At 63.1% G+C, this 17644-nt stretch carries 18 protein-coding genes; 9 read left to right on the top strand and 9 right to left on the bottom strand.

Annotated elements, in window-relative coordinates; all coding sequences use genetic code 11:
• Positions 1–830: 830 nt before the first annotated feature.
• The 7 genes from MESCI_RS30920 to MESCI_RS30950 all read right to left on the bottom strand — a co-directional run bounded on the left by MESCI_RS30920 (position 831) and on the right by MESCI_RS30950 (position 7957).
• Positions 831–2207, bottom strand: coding sequence for an MmgE/PrpD family protein (locus MESCI_RS30920; protein ID WP_013525150.1), 1377 nt, complete (start codon positions 2205–2207; stop codon positions 831–833).
• 26 nt (positions 2208–2233) lie between these two features.
• Positions 2234–3046 (bottom strand): HpcH/HpaI aldolase/citrate lyase family protein, encoded by an 813-nt coding sequence (locus tag MESCI_RS30925; RefSeq protein ID WP_013525151.1) that lies wholly within the window; start codon positions 3044–3046, stop codon positions 2234–2236.
• Positions 3040–3882 (bottom strand): HTD2 family dehydratase, encoded by an 843-nt coding sequence (locus MESCI_RS30930; protein WP_013525152.1) that lies wholly within the window; start codon positions 3880–3882, stop codon positions 3040–3042. The genes MESCI_RS30925 and MESCI_RS30930 overlap by 7 nt, the downstream gene beginning before the upstream one ends.
• 11 nt (positions 3883–3893) lie before the next feature.
• A complete protein-coding gene (locus tag MESCI_RS30935; protein WP_013525153.1) occupies positions 3894–5024 on the bottom strand; it encodes a CaiB/BaiF CoA transferase family protein in 1131 nt (376 codons plus the stop codon).
• Complete coding sequence (locus MESCI_RS30940; RefSeq protein WP_013525154.1) at positions 5017–5757, bottom strand: NAD(P)H-dependent oxidoreductase; 741 nt, start codon at positions 5755–5757, stop codon at positions 5017–5019. Before MESCI_RS30940 ends, MESCI_RS30935 begins: the two co-directional genes overlap by 8 nt.
• Positions 5758–5768: 11 nt before the next feature.
• Positions 5769–6917 carry an acyl-CoA dehydrogenase family protein gene (locus MESCI_RS30945; protein WP_013525155.1) on the bottom strand — a complete coding sequence of 383 codons (1149 nt, stop codon included), beginning with the start codon at positions 6915–6917 and terminating at the stop codon, positions 5769–5771.
• 104 nt (positions 6918–7021) lie between these two features.
• Complete coding sequence (locus MESCI_RS30950) at positions 7022–7957, bottom strand: LysR family transcriptional regulator (protein ID WP_013525156.1); 936 nt, start codon at positions 7955–7957, stop codon at positions 7022–7024.
• Between the two features lie 100 nt (positions 7958–8057).
• Here MESCI_RS30950 and MESCI_RS30955 point away from each other — a divergent pair, with 100 nt between their 5' ends.
• The 5 genes from MESCI_RS30955 to MESCI_RS30975 all read left to right on the top strand — a co-directional run bounded on the left by MESCI_RS30955 (position 8058) and on the right by MESCI_RS30975 (position 12044).
• Positions 8058–8630: a thiamine pyrophosphate-binding protein gene (locus MESCI_RS30955; protein ID WP_013525157.1), complete on the top strand. Its 573-nt coding sequence runs from the start codon at positions 8058–8060 to the stop codon at positions 8628–8630.
• 5 nt (positions 8631–8635) lie between these two features.
• The gene (locus MESCI_RS30960; protein WP_013525158.1) at positions 8636–9223 is read left to right on the top strand and encodes a thiamine pyrophosphate-dependent enzyme; all 588 of its coding nucleotides are present in this window, start codon (positions 8636–8638) and stop codon (positions 9221–9223) included.
• Positions 9224–9231: 8 nt separating this feature from the next.
• Positions 9232–10710: an aldehyde dehydrogenase gene (locus tag MESCI_RS30965; protein WP_013525159.1), complete on the top strand. Its 1479-nt coding sequence runs from the start codon at positions 9232–9234 to the stop codon at positions 10708–10710.
• Between the two features lie 98 nt (positions 10711–10808).
• The gene (locus tag MESCI_RS30970) at positions 10809–11588 is read left to right on the top strand and encodes an SDR family NAD(P)-dependent oxidoreductase (protein ID WP_013525160.1); all 780 of its coding nucleotides are present in this window, start codon (positions 10809–10811) and stop codon (positions 11586–11588) included.
• Positions 11589–11594: 6 nt separating this feature from the next.
• Positions 11595–12044: a VOC family protein gene (locus MESCI_RS30975; RefSeq protein WP_013525161.1), complete on the top strand. Its 450-nt coding sequence runs from the start codon at positions 11595–11597 to the stop codon at positions 12042–12044.
• Positions 12045–12098: 54 nt separating this feature from the next.
• Here MESCI_RS30975 and MESCI_RS30980 read toward each other — a convergent pair whose 3' ends face one another.
• A complete protein-coding gene (locus MESCI_RS30980) occupies positions 12099–12752 on the bottom strand; it encodes a GntR family transcriptional regulator (RefSeq protein ID WP_013525162.1) in 654 nt (217 codons plus the stop codon).
• Between the two features lie 106 nt (positions 12753–12858).
• Positions 12859–14037: an NAD(P)/FAD-dependent oxidoreductase gene (locus MESCI_RS30985; protein WP_013525163.1), complete on the bottom strand. Its 1179-nt coding sequence runs from the start codon at positions 14035–14037 to the stop codon at positions 12859–12861.
• Between the two features lie 182 nt (positions 14038–14219).
• On the opposite strand from MESCI_RS30985, the gene MESCI_RS30990 reads away from it, so the two are divergent.
• Genes MESCI_RS30990 through MESCI_RS31005 form a run of 4 tightly spaced genes read left to right on the top strand, consistent with a single transcriptional unit; the run spans position 14220 to position 17635 of the window.
• Complete coding sequence (locus MESCI_RS30990) at positions 14220–15422, top strand: pyridoxal phosphate-dependent aminotransferase (protein WP_013525164.1); 1203 nt, start codon at positions 14220–14222, stop codon at positions 15420–15422.
• Positions 15423–15430: 8 nt separating this feature from the next.
• Complete coding sequence (locus MESCI_RS30995) at positions 15431–15871, top strand: acetyl-CoA carboxylase biotin carboxyl carrier protein (RefSeq protein WP_013525165.1); 441 nt, start codon at positions 15431–15433, stop codon at positions 15869–15871.
• 5 nt (positions 15872–15876) lie between these two features.
• Positions 15877–17250, top strand: a complete 1374-nt coding sequence (gene accC, locus MESCI_RS31000) for an acetyl-CoA carboxylase biotin carboxylase subunit (protein ID WP_013525166.1) — start codon at positions 15877–15879, stop codon at positions 17248–17250.
• Positions 17240–17635: a biotin attachment protein gene (locus tag MESCI_RS31005; protein ID WP_013525167.1), complete on the top strand. Its 396-nt coding sequence runs from the start codon at positions 17240–17242 to the stop codon at positions 17633–17635. Before accC ends, MESCI_RS31005 begins: the two co-directional genes overlap by 11 nt.
• The last annotated feature ends 9 nt before the right edge of the window (positions 17636–17644 follow it).

Consider the following 17644-nt stretch of genomic DNA (forward strand, 5'->3'; position numbering starts at 1 on the left):
CTGTCTTCACTTGTCATATAGGACACAATCTCGCTGGTACCATTCGGATCCATCAGGCCGGCACCGGATAAGCTTTGAACTACCCGCCTACGTCGCGTTCGGGACTACCGTGCGACGAAAGGCGACAGGCAAGCTGACCCGTTCTGCTGTCTCGACCACCGATAGGCCTTGTGGATCCATTCCGCCCTTTGTCCATGACGCCGATCTTGTCGGTCACCCTCATGGCCGTACTAGGCCGCAGGCGAAGGAAAAACTGTCGAGACTACGTTGCAGCTGGGGCGCCTCCCAAATGGCGCGGACGTCAGTTTTATGATGATGCCCCGACGGTACGCTGGCCGCAACCCATACGCTCGCCGGGCGGATCCGTACGGGCATGTCATCAGGCGAGATCAAAGAAGATACGGTCGCGTTCCCGCGTTTTTGATCCAAGCGATCGCGCGCCATTGGACACAATCACCCTAAGGGGGTCCTTTAAATGCCATCCTTGGCGTCATAGCCGCTACGTTCGAGGAGAGCATGGCGGGCCCGAACCGAAGCCTTCCCTGGTGGAAGGCCCTCATTGTCCGCAGCGCCGTGCAGTCTGCTTGGGTTTCCTAGAAGCTTTTCGAACTTTCTGTCTTGCGGCTCCCGTCGAGATGCGGGCGCTTCTAGAGGAGGTCGGGGTGTTTTGGATCCGCTGTGGTGCAACCTTGATCCAAGCATTTATGGGGTTCGAGTCGGTAGAGCGCTACCGCCTTTCCCCCCGCTCATTGGCCTGCCAGTTCAAGCTTCGTTGCTGCGGTTGAACAGTGGTCAACCTGCTAAGCATCGAAAGCCTTCGCTATAGCGGACTAGCGCTCAGCAAATATTTCCGCCGTGCTTCCTGGCTGATCGAGCTTCCAGACACGGGCTATGCAGCGGCGCATCTCATCAGCGGTGGCCCCGCCTCGAAATTCGGCGAGACGAATGGCCTTGGATTCCAATTCCTGCCTGGCAAGCGTGTTGCCTGGATCGCCTTTGGCTTCGTCGACCCGGGCAGTCAGCTTGCGGCCGTCAACGGTCGTGACGCTCACCTTGCCGACCCATCGCCTCGGATAAAGGCTGTCGATCTCGGCATCGAATTCCATACGCACCTTCGAGCGGAAGCGCGTTACGCCAGCGTCGGCAAGTGCCTGGCGTTCGAACGCGTCGAGGTCGGCGACGCCATTGATGGCGATGAGCCCCAACACCGTGCCCATGGAGAACTTCGCCTGGTGGACCGTCTGAGGGATGTCCACCGCACCCAGGACATCGATGGCGCCCTGGTGGACATGGGTGACCACCTCCGCGATGTCGTCCGGGCCGAGCCCCTCGCGGCGCATGAGCAGCTGAAGTGCGTCGGCTGCCGGATGGGTGTGGCGACAGGAGGCATGCCATTTGAAGGACGTCTCCTCCGTTGCCCAACGGCTGCCGAGCCCGTCCGTCAATCGGGACGGATCGGCATCGCTGGACATGCCGGCTGACATGCCCTTTTCCCCTTCGAGGATCCGCGCGGCGCCGTTGAAGCCATCGCGTGCAAGATAGGCGGCGAACAGACCATTGGCGGCTGCGCGCGCGGTATGAAGCTGCTTCGAATCGGCGGCATCACGCAGGAATTCCCACAGCCCCGCCGCCTGCGTGCCGGCGGAGCCGAGCGCATGGTTGAGGCCGGCTGCGTCAAGGCCGATCAGCTTGCCGACCGCCGCTGCCGCGGCGACAGTGCCGGCCGTGCCCGTTGTGTGGAAGATCTGGTAATGTGACCGCCCCAGGAATTCTCCAACCCGGATGCCAACCTCGTAGCCGGCGATGCAAGCAGTCAGGATTTCACGCCCGGTCTTCCCCTCTGCTTCCGCAACCGCCAAAACGGCTGGAAAGATCACCGCAGCTGGGTGAAAGACCGAGCCGTTGTGAACGTCGTCCTGTTCCACCACATGGGAGGCCGCGGCATTGACCATCGCCGCGAAGTAGGGGCTCGTGCGTCGTCTCGTCGGGATGACGATGCTTGGGCCGTCCGCCGGCCCCATTGCACGAGCAAAGCCGTCGATGATCTCGACCTGGCGCGCGCCCTTGCCGGCGAGGGTTGAGCCGAGCCAGTCGATCATCAGTCCTTTCGCGAAATGAACGACGCGCGGCGGGATCTGTTCGAAGTCGAGTTCGGCGATGAACGAGCAGAGCCTGGCGGTCGGCCAATCGGCGGTGTCCTTGCTCATCTATTGCTCCTCCTCTGGCATGCCCTTTAGACCAAAGCGGCCCGGCGCAGGACCTGCCTTGCACGTTCGATGACCGGCCGATCCACCATCTCGCCGTTCACCTGGACAGCTTCACCCGACGAAGCCGCGCCGACGATGTCGCGTGCCCATATGATTTCTTTGTCGCTCGGGCGAAAGGCAACGCGAATCGGCTCGATCTGCCTCGGATGGATGGCCAGCTTGCCCCCAAAACCCATCTTCATTGCATGGCGGGCGTCATCCTCGGTGATTTCGGGACTGCTCAGGTCGGTCGTCACACCGTCGATCGGCGCGGCACGGCCGGCCGCGCGCGAGCGCCAGACAATTTCGTTGCGGGCCGCAAGCAGGGTCAGCCGATCATGCGCGCAACCAAGATCGAGCGAGAAGTCGACCGAGCCGAACGCCACGGCAACGATGCCGGACGTGGCCAGTATGGCCGGCAGGTTGGCAAGGCCGACAGCGCTTTCGACCAGCGCGATGACGGAAACGCTGCGTGCCATGTGCTTTGCCATATCAGCAATGTCTTCTGGACGTTCGGCCTTGGGCAGCATGACTGAGACGCCCTCGAGGCGCCGTACGGCATCGATATCCGCTTCGTGCCAGGGTGTGCCGGCGGCGTTGATGCGGACCACGATCGCTGATTTCAGCATGGCCGCATAAGCAACGACCACTTCGCGAGCGCGGTCCTTGTCGCCAGGGGCGACGGCATCCTCGAGGTCGAGAATGACCGCATCCGCGCCGCTGTTGTCGGCCTTGGCAAACCGCTCCGGCCGCGAGCCCGGGACGAAAAGCGGCACGACAGGCGTAACGAAGCTCACCATTGCGCCGTGGCCTTCACCGTCACATGGCCGTCGGCCGACCGTACCTCGAGAGCCATGCCGTCATTGCCCGGAGACGTTGCGCTCAGAAGCAGGCGTTGCGGTCTGGTCGCCGGATGCACGCCCCGGAACGAGAAACGGCGCGGCGAGGAGCCGAAAACGACTGTGGCAAAGTTCAGGAGCAGCGTCGCCTGCAGCGGGCCATGGATGACGAGCCCGGTATAACCCTCGACCATTGTGGCGTAAGGCGCGTCGTAGTGGATACGATGCCCATTGAACGTCAGCGCGGAGTAACGAAAGAGTAGCACCGGATCCACGTCAACCCAGCGCTCGTGCGATGCGGCCGGGGGTGGAGTTCCCGGCGAGGCAGGGGTCGCCGCCGTAGCGCCGGCGGCGCGATAGACAATGGTCTGGTCCTCCTTGATCACGGGGCCAGCGTCGTTGGCAATGTCGTGTCGGACCGTGACGAAAGTGAGCGGGCCAGTGCGGCCCTGCTTCTCCTCGATGCCGGTCAATGTCGAGCGACGGCGGATGCGGTCGCCGGAGCGGATCGGCGCTAGGAAACGCACATCGCTGGCAGCCCACATGCGTCGCGGAAGCGGCACCGGTGGCAGGAAGCCGCCTTTGGCCGGGTGCCCGTCAGGTCCGAGTTCGCGCCTGTCGGCAATATCGGGCGTCAGGCACCAGTGCAGGCCGGGCGCGGCCGCACCCTCGGCAGTTTGCGCTGCGTAGTCCCCAAGCGTGGCGCCAAAGCTGGCCAGCAGGCGCGAGGTCACAACGTCCTCGACCTCGTGTATGCGTCCAACCCATTCCTGCAGCGTGCTCGTGTCCGGGCTCATCAGTTTCCTCGTCAGGCGGCGAACTCGGACCGGATCCGGTCCGTATCGGCGCCAAGAGCGGGAACTCTGGGGACGGTCGCGAATCCCTCCGACCGCCCTGCCGGCATCGGCACGGAGATGCGCCTGCCGTCCGGCAGCGCCACCTCTGTCCGGCGCAACGCCTTGTGGCGCGGCAGGTCGTGCATTGCGCTCACCCGGCCCCAGGCGATCTGCGCACCATTGAGACGGTCTATGGCCTCTTCGCAGTCTATTGCCGCGAAGATCGGTTCGATCTCGGTGTCGAGCGCCGTGCGGTTGGCCACCCGCCAGGCATTGGTGGCGAAGCGTTCGTCGGCGAACAAATCCTGCCTTTGCAGCACGACGGTGCAGAAGCGCTTCCATTCATTGTTCTGCTGGATGGACACGACCACGCTGCCATCCCGACAGGCATAAGGTCGATAGGGGTAGATCGAAGCGTGTGCCAGGCCATATCTCTGCGTCTCGCGGCCCGCATATTCGTAGTGCAGCAGCGGCACGGTCATCCAGTCGGCCATGGCGTCGAACATGGCAATTTCGACAATGCGACCGCGCCCGGTCTTCTCGCGCGCCAACAAGGCTTCGAGGATCGCTGCATGGGCATTCATTCCGGTGGCGATGTCTGCGGCGGAAACCCCTATTTTGCTCGGCGTGTCCGGCGTGCCAGTGACGGCGCAGATGCCGCTTTCGGCCTGCACCAGCATGTCGTAGGCGCGCATAGCTGCGTAAGGCGTGTTCTGTCCGTAGCCGACGATGTTGATGGCAATCAGCCGAGGGAATTTTTCCGCGATTGCTTCTGCGGAGAGGCCGAGCCTGTCGACGGCGCCCGGCGCGAGATTCTGCACGAGAACATCAGCTCGCGCCACCATCCGGTGCAGGATAGCGAGGTCGTGCTCGGCTTTCAGGTCGAGAACCGCGCTTTCCTTGCCGCGGTTGAGCCAGACGAAGTAAGCCGACATGCCTTCAACGGTGGAATCGTAATGACGCGCGGTTTCGCCCTCCGGGCGCTCGATCTTCACGACGCGCGCCCCGGCATCGGCGAGGCGGACCGTGCAAAGCGGAGCGGCGACCGCCTGCTCGATCGAAACGACGAACAGACCCTCCAGCGGGCGGGCGCCGTCAGACATTGCGCTGTACGCCCGAGCGCGCCAGCACGCCTGGCTTTAGCCGCTCGTTCTTGCCGTAGTCCTCGGCGGCGTGGAAGAAAAGCCGCGGCGTGCCGTCGATGTCCTCGAGTCGCTTGGTATAGGCTTCCAGATAGGCCTTGCGGCCATCGTCGCCGACACGGCCCGGCATATAGGCGACGAAGGGCGGCAACACGTCGAAGCCGGAGTAGCGTAGCAGGCCATTGTGGATCGGCCACAGCACCGTGAGGATGTCGCCATCGATGCCATCGGGCGCATAGGTGTCGGCCGAAGTGCCCGTGGTGGCGGCCACCATGGCGAGCTTTCCCCTGAACATGCCGGTGTCGTATTTGCGCCCCGGCAGATACGCAAAACCACGCGCGAACACACGGTCGGCCCAGCCCTTGAGCATTGCGGGCATTCCGAACCACCAAACCGGGAACTGAAACAGCACGAAGTCCGCCTGTTTCAGCTTTTCGATCTCGGCCATGATGTCGGCCGAGAGCGCGTCGGCCTCGTACGCCGCGGTCTGCTCGCGCGGCAGGCTGAAAAAGTCCGGATCGTTGCGCTCGCCTGATATGTCGCCCGGCCCTGCGACAGGATTGAAGCCCATCGCATAGAGGTCGCTGACGACCACATCGTGACCTGCGCGGGTCAATGTTTCCACGGCCATATCCTTCATGGCGCCGTTGAAGGATTTTGCTTCCGGGTGGGCGTAGACGATGAGGACGTTCACGGCGGCAACTCCTAGTAGGAACGCGGCAGTCCAAGCACGTGCTCGGAAAGGTATGACAGGATGAGGTTGGTCGAGATCGGCGCGACCTGATAGAGACGCGTCTCGCGGAATTTGCGCTCCACATCGTACTCTTCCGCGAAACCGAACCCGCCATGCGTCTGGATGCAGACATTGGCGGCTTCGTTAGAGGCGTCGGCCGCCAGCATCTTGGCCATGTTCGCTTCGGCACCGGGGTTCTTGCCGGCCTCGTAGAGGTTCAGCGCCTCGCGCACCATCAATTCGGCCGCGCGCATGTTGGCGTAAGCCCTTGCGATTGGAAACTGGATGCCCTGGTTTTGGCCGATCGCTCGGCCAAACACATGCCTTTCCTTCGCGTAGACGCTCGACTTTTCGATGAACCATTTCGCATCGCCGACGCATTCGGCTGCAATCAGGATGCGCTCGGCGTTCATGCCCGAGAGGATGTAGCGGAATCCCTTTCCCTCTTCGCCGATCAGGTTTTCGGCCGGCATGCGCAGGTCGTCGAAGAAGACTTCGGTGGTGGCATGGTTCATCATCGTGCGGATCGGCCGGATGGTGAGGCCCTTGCCAACGGCTTCGCGCATGTCGACGATGAGGACGGAGAGACCGTCGGTCTTCTTCATGCCATCCTTGAGCGGCGTGGTCCGCGCCAGAAGCAGCATCAAATCCGAATGCTCGGCGCGGCTGGTCCAGATCTTCTGGCCCTTGACTACGAAATGATCGCCGTCGAGATGAGCAGTGGTCTTGAGAGCGCCGGTGTCGGTGCCGCTGGTCGGTTCGGTGACGCCGAAGGCTTGCAGACGCAATTCTCCCGCGGCGACCTTCGGCAGGTATCGTTGCTTTTGGGCTTCCGAGCCGTGGCGAACAAGCGTGCCCATCGTGTACATCTGGGCATGGCAGGCGCCGCCATTGCAGCCGGCGCGCTGGATTTCCTCCAGCACGGCGGCGGCGGCCGAAAGCGGCAGGCCCGAGCCGCCATACGCCTCCGGGATCAGAATCGAGAGCCAACCAGCCTCCGTCAATGCTTCGACGAATTCGCGGGGATAGGCCATGTCCCTGTCGAGTGCGCGCCAGTATTCTCCGGGGAAGCGCGCGCACAACCTGGCGACGGCATCGCGAATGTCCTGATAGTGTTCCATAAGGTTTGTCCGGCCTTCGTCTAACTGCGGGCCTCACTATCGCGCCCCTATCTCCTATCAGCAATGCAAGGCAGGCGTGACCAGATATAACGAAATTCAAATCCTTACGATGAAGGGCCAAGAAGCTGGCCAACCCAGACGGCGCGCCCGACAAGGTCCTTGGCGATGTCCTCTATCGCTTGTCCGGCAAACCGCGCCAGCCGCGAGGCAGGACGGTCTGCCGGGTAGGCAAGGATGAGGCGACGGACGGGCACGGGATCGATAAGCGGCGCAGCCGTGAGCTGCCCCGCAACCACGTCGGCATGGATAGGGGCGAGGGGCAGGATCGTCCAGCCATGGCCGTTGCGCACTAGGTCCTTCAGCGCCGAGTACGAGTCCGCTTCGATGCCGACGTCCAGCGTGATGCCGGCATCAGTGGCGCAGCGTTCGACGATGATGCGCAGCCCATGCTTGATGCTGGGCAGCAGCAGGCGCTTGCCGGCGAGCGAGGTGAACGACACGGCGCGCACGGTTGAAAATCCCGCGTCTGGCGGTCCAATCAAGAAGAGGTTCTCCAGAAGCAGCGGGCGCGAGCGCAACGAGCGAGCCATGCGAGGATCGTAGAGCACCGCGACGTCCACCTCGCCACGGTGCACCCAGTCCAGCAAATAGCCGGTGTAGGCGCTCACAAGTCTGAGTTTCGCATTGGGGTGGGCCTTGCCGAATGCGGCAGCCAGCGGCAGCGAAATAATGTCCGCAACGGTGGGTGGCAGGCCGATGGCGACTTCGCCGGTCAGCGGCGCGTCGGCGGGAGTGGCTGTGGCCCGGATTTCGTCGATCTCGGCCATGACGCGCATGGCGTGTTTCAGCACCTCCTTGCCCTGCTCGGATAGCACCATGCCGCGGCCGTGGCGCAGGAAAAGGGCAAAGCCCAATTCCTCCTCCAGCATGCGCACCTGCCGGCTGAGCGCTGGCTGCGCAATGTGTAGCCGGTCGGCAGCCTTGCTGAGGCTGCCGAGTTCGGCGACGTGGATCAGAGTCCGTAGCTGCGATAACTCCATGAGCTATCGAATATCATTATATCTGATCACAATAAAGGTACGAAGATTAGATCGGATAGTTGAGGTAATCTAACGCCAACTCAATCCTCGGAGGTTCAAGGTGACGGCGAGCGTACAAGCGAAACACCCGGAAACAGCTGCGGTTCCATCTGCCCCGGCGGCATCTGAAAGGCAGTGGCCAGACCAGGTCTATGATGTGCTCAAGGCTGCCGGCATCAGTCATATGTCCTATGTGCCCGATGCTGGCCATACCACATTGATCCGCCTCTTCGGTGCGGATCCTGAGGTCGTCACCAATGTCTTGACGACTGAAGAGGAGGGCATCGCCATTGCTGCAGGCGCCTGGCTTGGTGGCAAGCGGAGCGTCGTGCTCATGCAATCTTCCGGCGTTGGCAACTGTATCAATATGCTTTCGCTTCCCGTGCATGCGCGCTTCCCCTTGCTCGTTCTGGTGACGATGCGAGGCGAGTGGGCTGAGTTCAACCCGTGGCAGGTGCCGATGGGGCAGGCGACGGAGGCCTCGCTGAAGGCAATCGGCCTCAGGGTGCTGCGCGCCGAGACTGGTGACGACCTGGTGGAGACGGTGGCGCAAGCGGCCGCTATGGCTTTCGACGCCGACCAGCAGATCGCAGTGCTGATCGGGCAACGGCTGCTCGGCAAGAAGAAGTGGTGAGCGACATGAATCTTCCGACGATGGACCGCAGAGTCGCGGTGAAGAAGCTGCTTGACGCCCGCGCCGGCACCCTGGTCGTGACCGGTCTCGGCTCGCCGAGCTACGACGTGCATGCCGCCGGCGACCGCAGCGACAACTACTATCTGTGGGGCGCCATGGGGGGTGCTGCGTTGATCGGCCTCGGGCTTGCCCAGGCCCAGCCTGAGAAGCGAGTCATGGTGATTACCGGTGACGGCGAACAGCTCATGGCGTTCGGCTCGCTGGCGACGATCTCGGTGGCGCGGCCGAAAAATCTCGACCTGATCATCCTCGACAACCAGCATTTCGGAGAGACAGGCATGCAATCGAGCCATACCGGTCGGGGCATTGGTTTCGACAAGGTCGCGGCCGCTTGCGGTTTCTCGGAAACCGCCGAGTTGCGTTCTCTGGAAGAGGTTGACACGCTGTGTGACGAGCTGCGTCGCCCGGCCGAAGGTCCACGCCTTTTCGTGCTGAAAATCACCGCCGAGAACCTGCCGCGCTCGCTGCCACCGCGCGACGCGGTCGAGGTCAAGAACCGCTTTCGCGCCCATCTGGGCTTTGCCACTTGTTGAGGACCGATATGGCGCTGGTCAGTTTCCAGAACACGGTCGGCGGTCGGCTGCAATCGACAGCCGATACATTCGAGAGCCATGATCCGTTCACCGGCAGGCCCTGGGCGCTGATCCCGCGCGGGGGAGCAGCCCAGGTGGACGCTGCCGTGGCGTCCGCCAAGGCGGCATTCCGGTCGAAGGAATGGGCCGGCATCACCGCCACTGCGCGTGGCAAGCTGCTCGTGCGGATGGCCGACCTGATCGCCGACAACGCGGAGCGTATTGCCGCCATCGAGACGCGCGACAATGGCAAGCTGCTCACCGAAATGACGGCGCAGCTGCGCTATATCCCGGAATGGTTCCGCTATTTCGGCGGTCTTGCCGACAAGATCGAAGGGGCGGTGCTGCCGATCGACAAGGCTGGCATGTTCGCCTTCACCCGCCACGAGCCGCTGGGCGTCATTGCAGCCATCGTGCCCTGGAATTCGCCGCTTTTGCTTCTGACCTGGAAGCTAGCGCCGCTGCTGGCGGCCGGCAACACCGTCGTCATCAAACCGTCGGAACACGCGTCGGCCTCGACGCTGGAGTTCGTGAAACTGTTTGCGCAGGCTGGGTTCCCGCCAGGCGTGGTCAACACCGTTACCGGCATGCCGCTCGATGTCGGCGTGCCTCTCGTTGCCCACCCCGATGTCGCCAAGATAGCCTTCACCGGGGGTGAGCCCGGCGGGATCGCAGTCTATCGAGCGGCTGCCGAACAGCTCAAGACCGTCACGCTGGAGCTTGGCGGCAAATCGGCCAACATCGTCTTTGACGACGCCGATATCGAGAGCGCGGTCAACGGCGCGATCTCAGGCATTTTCGCGGCCAGCGGCCAGACCTGCATCGCGGGTTCGCGCCTGCTGGTGCATCGCAAGATCCATGACCGGTTCGTGGAGGGCGTCATAACGCTGGCGGCCAGTGCTCGATTGGGCAATCCGGCGCTGGCCGAGACGCAGGTGGGGCCGATCACCACGCAAGCCCAGCGCGAGAAGGTGCTGTCCTATCTCGGCATAGCACGCCGCGAGGGCGCGCTATGCGTGCTCGGTGGCGGCAAGCCTGCGTCCAGTGAACTGGCCGAGGGCTGGTTCGTCGAGCCGACCATCTTCACCGGCGTGAACAACACCATGCGGATCGCGCGTGAGGAGGTGTTCGGGCCGATCCTGTCCGTCATCCCCTTTGACGACGAGGACGAGGCCTTCGCCATTGCCAATGACAGCCCCTATGGGCTGGCGGCCGGGATATGGACCAGCGACATGGGCCGGGCGCTGCGCGGCGCGGCCGTGATGGAAGCGGGGATGGTCTGGATCAATTCATACCGGGCCGTCTCCTACATGGCGCCCTTCGGCGGCTACAAGAGGAGCGGTATCGGGCGTGAAAGTGGGCAGGAGGCCATCAATTCCTATCTGCAGACCAAGACGGTGTGGATAGACACCGCCGGCAAGGCCGCCAATCCCTTCGTTATCCGCTAGGCTAGGCTTCGTTGGGAGAATTATGCCTATCCGTAGCCAGGCGCGGCCCCTCGCTCCCTGAGAGGGTGGCCGACTTACAAATGATCGAAGGATTGGACATGAGACAGGCAGAAAAGGTGGCGGTTGTCACAGGCGCGGCGCGCGGCATCGGACGCGCTTGCGCGGAACGCTTTCTTGCCGAAGGCGCGAAGCTCGTGCTCGGCGACATCGATGCGCCGGAACTGAGAAAATGTGCCGCGGAAATCGGCACCCCCGACAGCGTCCTGGCGGTCGTTACGGATGTCAGCAAGAAGGAGCAGGTCGATGGGCTGGTTGCGGCGGCGGTGGCGAAGTTCGGACGTGTGGACATCATGGTCAACAATGCCGGCATCGCTCCGGTCCAGGACTTTCTCGACGTTACAGAGGCGGACTACGACAGGGTTCTCGCCGTCAATCTGAAGGGCGCGTTCTTGGGCACCCAGGCCGCAGCCCGCCAGATGATCGCGCAGGGTGGAGCCGGTGTCATCATCAACATGTCGTCGATCAATTCAGGCCTCGCCAATCCACGCGTCGCCACCTACGCGATCTCCAAGGGCGGCATGAACCAGGTCACCAGTACCGCGGCTGTTGCCTTCGCTCCCCACGGCATCCGCGTGGTCGGTGTCGGCCCGGGCACCATCGCCACGGACATGGTCATGGACGGGACATTCATCGATTCGGAAGAAATGCGACGGGCGGTTCTTTCGCGCACACCGCTCGGGCGCCTCGGCACTGCAGCCGAGATCGCCTCGGTCGTGGCGTTCCTGGCCAGCGACGACGCTTCCTACATCACCGGCGAGACGATCTACCCCGACGGGGGGCGCCGCGTTCTGAACTATACGGTCCCGATCAAGGAGTGAGAGGATATGGGTAACTTCGACAAGCTGCATCATCTCTGCATCGTCGTGCACGATATCGACAAGGCGCAGGCCTATTACGACTCCATCGGCATTGGGCCATGGGAATCCTATCCGCCGCTGGCCGAGTACGAAGAACTTGAGGTCCCAAGTCCGAAGGGTTTCAGGGCCATGCAATACCGGATTTGTAACCTGCCGAACGTTCAACTGCAGCTGTGCCAGCCGAACGGTGATCCTTCACCGCAGCGGATTCATCTCGATACCAAGGGTGAAGGCGTATTCCATATCGGCTTTGAAGTCCGCGATGCGGATGCAGCCGAAGCCAAGGCGAAAACCGACGGGCTTTCCGTGCTGATGCGCGGGCGCCGGGAAAATCGCACTGGCTTCACCTACTACGACACAGCCGAAAAGGCAGGCGTGATCCTGCTGACGCGGGCGACCAATCTGCCCGGCAAATGATCCACCAACGCAAAGGATTGGGGAGGTCGATGAGGCCCAGGAACGACGGGTCCGTCAGCTTCCCCGCAATTCCTGAAGCCGGTCGACCAGGAATTTGCCGCTGGTGATGATATGCATTTCCAACAGGCCGACGGCGCGCAGCGTATCCTTGGCTTCGCACAGGTCGATGAGTTGCCAGTGGTCGCGGTCGGACTGGGCCTGGATCTCGGTTAGCGTCACCATCATGCGTGTGTAGCGTTCCAGCTGCTGGTAGATGCGCCCCACCAGTTCGATCGTCGCCTTGCGGCCGGACGGCTGGTAGAGCGCGGCGTGGAAATTCCAGTTGAGCTGGTTCGAGTACTCGCCGGTCTTGCCCTGCTCCTGATGCTGTTTTGCGCGCTCGCGGGCCAGCGCGAGGTCGGCCTCCGTCATCCTTGGAATGGCCAGGGCCAGTAGCCATGTTTCGATCCGGGCCCGCAATTCGTAGAGCTCGAGGATCTCGTCCAGGGAAATGGAGGTGACGACGGCGCCCTTGTGGGAAACCAGCGTGACGAAGCCTTCCGAATGAAGCTGATGCAGCGCCTCTCGCACCGGAATTCGGCTGACGCCGAACTCGGTGGCCAGATGTTCCTGCCGCAGCTGGAAGTTGGCCTCGTATTCGCCGATCAGGATCTTCTGCCTGATGGCATCGGCGACCTGGGTCGAGATGGTTTTCTTCTGTACGAGCATGAATCAGCCTGGGGCGGCCGCCTTGTTTGTCGACTGGCGCCGTTTTGATTGAAGAAGTGGACGCATAGCACCGTTGTCACTGCGATGCCATGTCGCCCGTTTCGCTTCAGTAGACATGTTCCTCGATAGGCTTATTGCTGGCGATCCGTTCGTAGCGGAAGGCCGAAAGGTCGATGGAGCGGTACTCGCCGTAGGCAATGAGGTCGCTGACGCCCGACCCGGTCGCCGCCGCATGCATCATGCCGTGGCCGCTGAAGCCGGTGGCCAGGATGAAGTTCGAGACCTCAGGATGCCGGCCGATGATGCCGCTGTGGTCGAAGGTGTTGTACTCGTAGAGTCCTGCCCAGGCGCGCAGCATGCGCAATTGCTCGAAGCCGGGCACACGATGGGCCAGCGCCGGCCAGATCAACTCGTCGAACAGGTCGTAGTCCACATCCAGGCCAAAATCATCCGGCTCGTTCTCGCGCACCGGCGGAACACCGCACAGGAAGAGCTGACCTTCCGGCCGCAGCCAGAGGCCGCTTGTGTCGAAGATGAAGGGGCAGTTTTCGATCCTTGCCGGCGTTTCGAAGACGAAGACGCAGCGCTTGCTCGGGACGACCGGCAGTTCGGCGCCGGCCATCCTGGCAATGCCCGCGCTCCATGGCCCGGCCGCGTTGATTACCGTGCCGGCGGCAAGCCGGTCGCCATTGTCCAGCAGCACTTCACCCACCTTGCCGGAAGATGCCATGGTCAGTCCGGTCACTGTCGCGGCAAGATAGTCCACGCCCTGTGTGCGCGCCTTGCGACGGAATGCCTGCATCAGGCCAGGACCGTCGAACCAGCCTTCGCTGCCAAGGCCAAGCGAGCCAAGCGCGAGATCGTCCGTGTTGAGCCACGGGAAGCGTTGCGCCAGACCGACCTGCTCAATCAGTTCGGCGTCGACGCCCATGCTGCGCTGAACGCGGTTCTTGGCACGCTGCGCGTCGGCCCGCTCGGGCGTCGCCAGCACCAGATAACCGGGCTCATGCAGGCCGATGTCGGCCAACTCGTCGCCAATTGCTAGCCGCGTCTTCACCTGGCGCAGGAAGTCGATGCTGAACTTCGACATCGCGATGTTGGGCGCCGTGCCGAACTGCTGGCGGATGGCGCTCGTCGACAAGGAAGACGAGGAGGCCGTGTAGTAGGGGTCCCGCTCGATCACCGCGATCCTGCCGTCGAAATCCGGGTTGGCTGACAGGAAGTAGGCGATCGAGCTGCCGACAACGCCTCCGCCAACGATCACCACATCATAGTTTGTGCCCATTCCAATCGTGTTCCCTATCTCGAATATCATCCGTGGCGACCAAGCATTGGATACTTTCCTCTATCGACCCACCTCCAGAATAAGACATATCCCGGTCTTCGACGCAGAAAAAGGGGTTTGACGCGAAAATCGGAATACATTATCCAATCTGTAGAAATATCTTACATGCCGAGGATTGTTCCGTGGGCCTCATCGCTCCCCGTCTCGACGTCATCAAGCCAAGTCCCAGCATGGCGGTCACCGCGCGGGCAATCGAAATGCGCTCGGCCGGCATCGACGTTATCAGCCTGAGCGCCGGCGAACCGGATTTTCCCACGCCTCCGCACATCGTCGAGGCGGCCTACGAAGCGATGCGCAGGGGCGAGACGCGCTATACGGCGGTCGACGGCACCACCGCGCTGAAGAAGGCGGTGGCCGAAAAATTCAGGCGCGAGAACGGCCTCGACTACAAGCCTTTGCAAATCAGCGTCGCGGGGGGCGCCAAGCAGATCATCTACAACGCCCTGCTGGCAACGCTGGCCCCGGGTGACGAGGTGGTTGTCCCAGCGCCCTATTGGGTTTCCTACACCGATATCGTCCTGCTCGGCGAAGGAAAGCCCGTGGTCGTTCCCTGCACGGAGGCGCAGGGCTTCAAATTGACGCCGCAAGCCCTGCGAGCTGCGATCACCGGGCGCACCAAGTGGCTTCTGCTCAACACGCCTTCCAACCCGACAGGCGCCGTCTACAGCCGCGACGAACTCGCTGGCCTGGCCGAAGTGCTGCTCGACCAGCGCCACGTCCACATGCTGACCGATGACATCTACGAGCATATCCTGTTCGATGGACGTACCTTCCATACCATCGCCGGGGTCGAGCCGCGGCTGAAGGACCGTACGCTCACAGTGAACGGGGTATCGAAGGCCTATGCCATGACCGGCTGGCGGATCGGCTATGCCGGCGGGCCGGAAGCGCTGATCCGCGCCATGGCGACCGTGCAGAGCCAAAGCACGTCGAACCCGTCATCCATCTCGCAGGCCGCGACCATTGCCGCTCTGGAAGGTCCCCAAGACTTTCTTCGCCCTCGGGCGCTCGAATTCCAGGCTCGGCGCGACCGCGCTCTGGAACTGCTGCGCAAGATTCCAGGCCTCACCTGCCAGACGCCCGAGGGCGCCTTCTATCTCTATCCCAACTGCTCGGGCCTGATCGGCCGTCGCCGCCCCGACGGCACTCCCATCGGCAGCGACGACGACTTCTCGCTCTACCTACTCGATCAGGCGCGAGTCGCGGTGGTGCAGGGCTCTGCCTACGGCCTGTCTCCGCATTTCCGCATTTCCATAGCCACGTCGATGGACCTGATCGAAAAAGCGATCGGGCGCATCGCCGAGGCCGTCGAAGCGCTGCGGTAGGGCCGGCGATGGATCTCGTGTTCGTCCAGAAGCTGATCGAATTTGTCTCGCGCTCGCCCATTGCCGAACTGGAGATCGAGCGCGACGGCGTTCGCGTCCGCATGTTCAGGCCTACGGCGTCGGCGCAATCCGCGTCGCAGGTGCAGCCTGGACCTGACGTAACGGTCCGTTCCCCAGATCAGACGTCGACATCTCTGCCCATCGCACGCCATTCGATCCGCGCGCCGCTGACGGGCGTGTTCTACTGCTCCGGCACCGAAGGCGAACCGCCGCTGGTTGCCGTTGGCGATGTGGTCGCGGAGGGGCAGAAAATCGGCGTCCTCGAAGCCATGAAGACGTTCAATGTCGTGGAATCCGATCGCGCTGGGCGGATCGTCCAGATCGCGTTCAACGACCATGCAGCGGTGCAGTCCGGCGACGTGCTGTTCGTGCTGGAAGATGAGGGCTGAGGGCGATGTTCGATACCGTCCTTATCGCCAACCGCGGTGAAATCGCGCTGCGCATCCTGCGCGCCTGCCGCGATCTCGGATTGAAAACGGTGGCGGCGCACTCGGAGGCCGATGCAAGCCTTCGCCATGTCGCACTGGCGGACAAGGCCATCTGCATCGGACCGGCTGCCGCGACGGAGAGCTATCTCAACATCGCCGAGATCATCGCGGCTGCGCAACTCACCGGCGCGGGCGCGATCCATCCGGGCTATGGTTTCCTTTCGGAGAACGCCGCCTTCGCCGAGGCTGTCGAAAACGCCGGCCTCATCTTCGTCGGGCCATCCGCGACGGCGATCCGCACCATGGGAGACAAGGTCTCCGCCAAGCGCACGATGATAGCCGCCGGCGTTCCCTGCGTTGCGGGCTCGGAGGGCGCGCTGCCGCAGGATGAGCAAGAGGTGCGCGCCATTGCTGAGGCCATCGGCTATCCGGTCATCGTCAAGGCAGCGGGTGGCGGGGGCGGGCGCGGCATGCGTATCGTTCGCGATGAGCAGGCTCTGATGGAAGCCGTTTCCATGGCGGTGAAAGAGGCGGACCGGGCCTTCGGCAACCCGCAAGTCTATCTGGAAAAATTCCTCGAGCAGCCGCGCCATATCGAGATCCAGATTCTGGCGGACAAGCACGGTAGGGCTGTCTGGCTCGGCGAGCGGGATTGCTCCATGCAGCGCCGCCACCAGAAGATCATCGAGGAGGCGCCGGCGCCCGGCATCGCCCGCGAGGCGATTGGCGAAATCGGCGACCTCTGTGCCCGCGCATGTCTGACCATCGGCTATACAGGTGCCGGCACGTTCGAATTCCTCTACGAGGACGGGCGCTTCTCTTTCATCGAGATGAACACCCGCGTGCAGGTGGAGCATCCCGTCACCGAGCTCGTCACCGGTATTGATATCGTGCGCGAACAGATCCGCATCGCCCGGGGCGAGCCGCTGTCGTTCAGCCAGGAAGACATCCGCATTCAGGGCCACGCCGTGGAATGCCGCATCAACGCTGAAGATCCATACAGCTTTCGGCCGCATCCGGGCCGGGTCGAGCGCTGGACGCCGCCCAGCGGTCCCGGTATCCGCGTCGAATCGCATCTCTACTCAGGCTACACCGTGCCGCCGCACTACGATTCGCTGGTGGCGAAGCTCCTGGCGCACGGCGCGACGCGGGCCGAGGCTATCGGGCGCATGCGCGGGGCGCTGGGCGAGATGGAGGCAGTCGGCATCGCCACCAATGCGCCGCTGCACGGTATCCTGATGGAGGAGCCCGGCTTCGCCGCCGGAGGCTTCGATATCCATCATCTCGAACATCTCATTGAAGGCGGTCTGCTCCAGGGACGAGGCGGCGATGACGATTGAGGAGATCGAAAGGCTGACCGCCTGGTGCGCAAGCGCCGGCATAGGCGAGATCGAAGTGTCGGAGGCCGGCTTTTCGCTGCGGCTGCATATGCAGGCCGTTGTTGCCGAAACACCTGCGGCTGCGGCCGAAGCGCCGGTGCCCGAAACGGTCTTCAAGGGCGTGCGTGCGCCCGGAGTCGGCGTGTTCCGTATTGATCATCCAACGACCGGCCACCCTGTTGCCGGAGCTGGCCAGACGGTCCGCAAGGGCGAGACGGTCGGCGTCCTGCAGGTCGGCCCATGCCTGAAGGCCGTGCTCGCGCCGGCAGACGGCGTGCTGGGCGCGGCACTGATCAAGGACGGAGCGGTCGTCGGTTACGGCACGCCGCTCTACGAACTGGTGTGAAGGCAAAGG

This window comes from Mesorhizobium ciceri biovar biserrulae WSM1271 (assembly GCF_000185905.1).
GTDB classification, from domain to species: domain Bacteria; phylum Pseudomonadota; class Alphaproteobacteria; order Rhizobiales; family Rhizobiaceae; genus Mesorhizobium; species Mesorhizobium ciceri.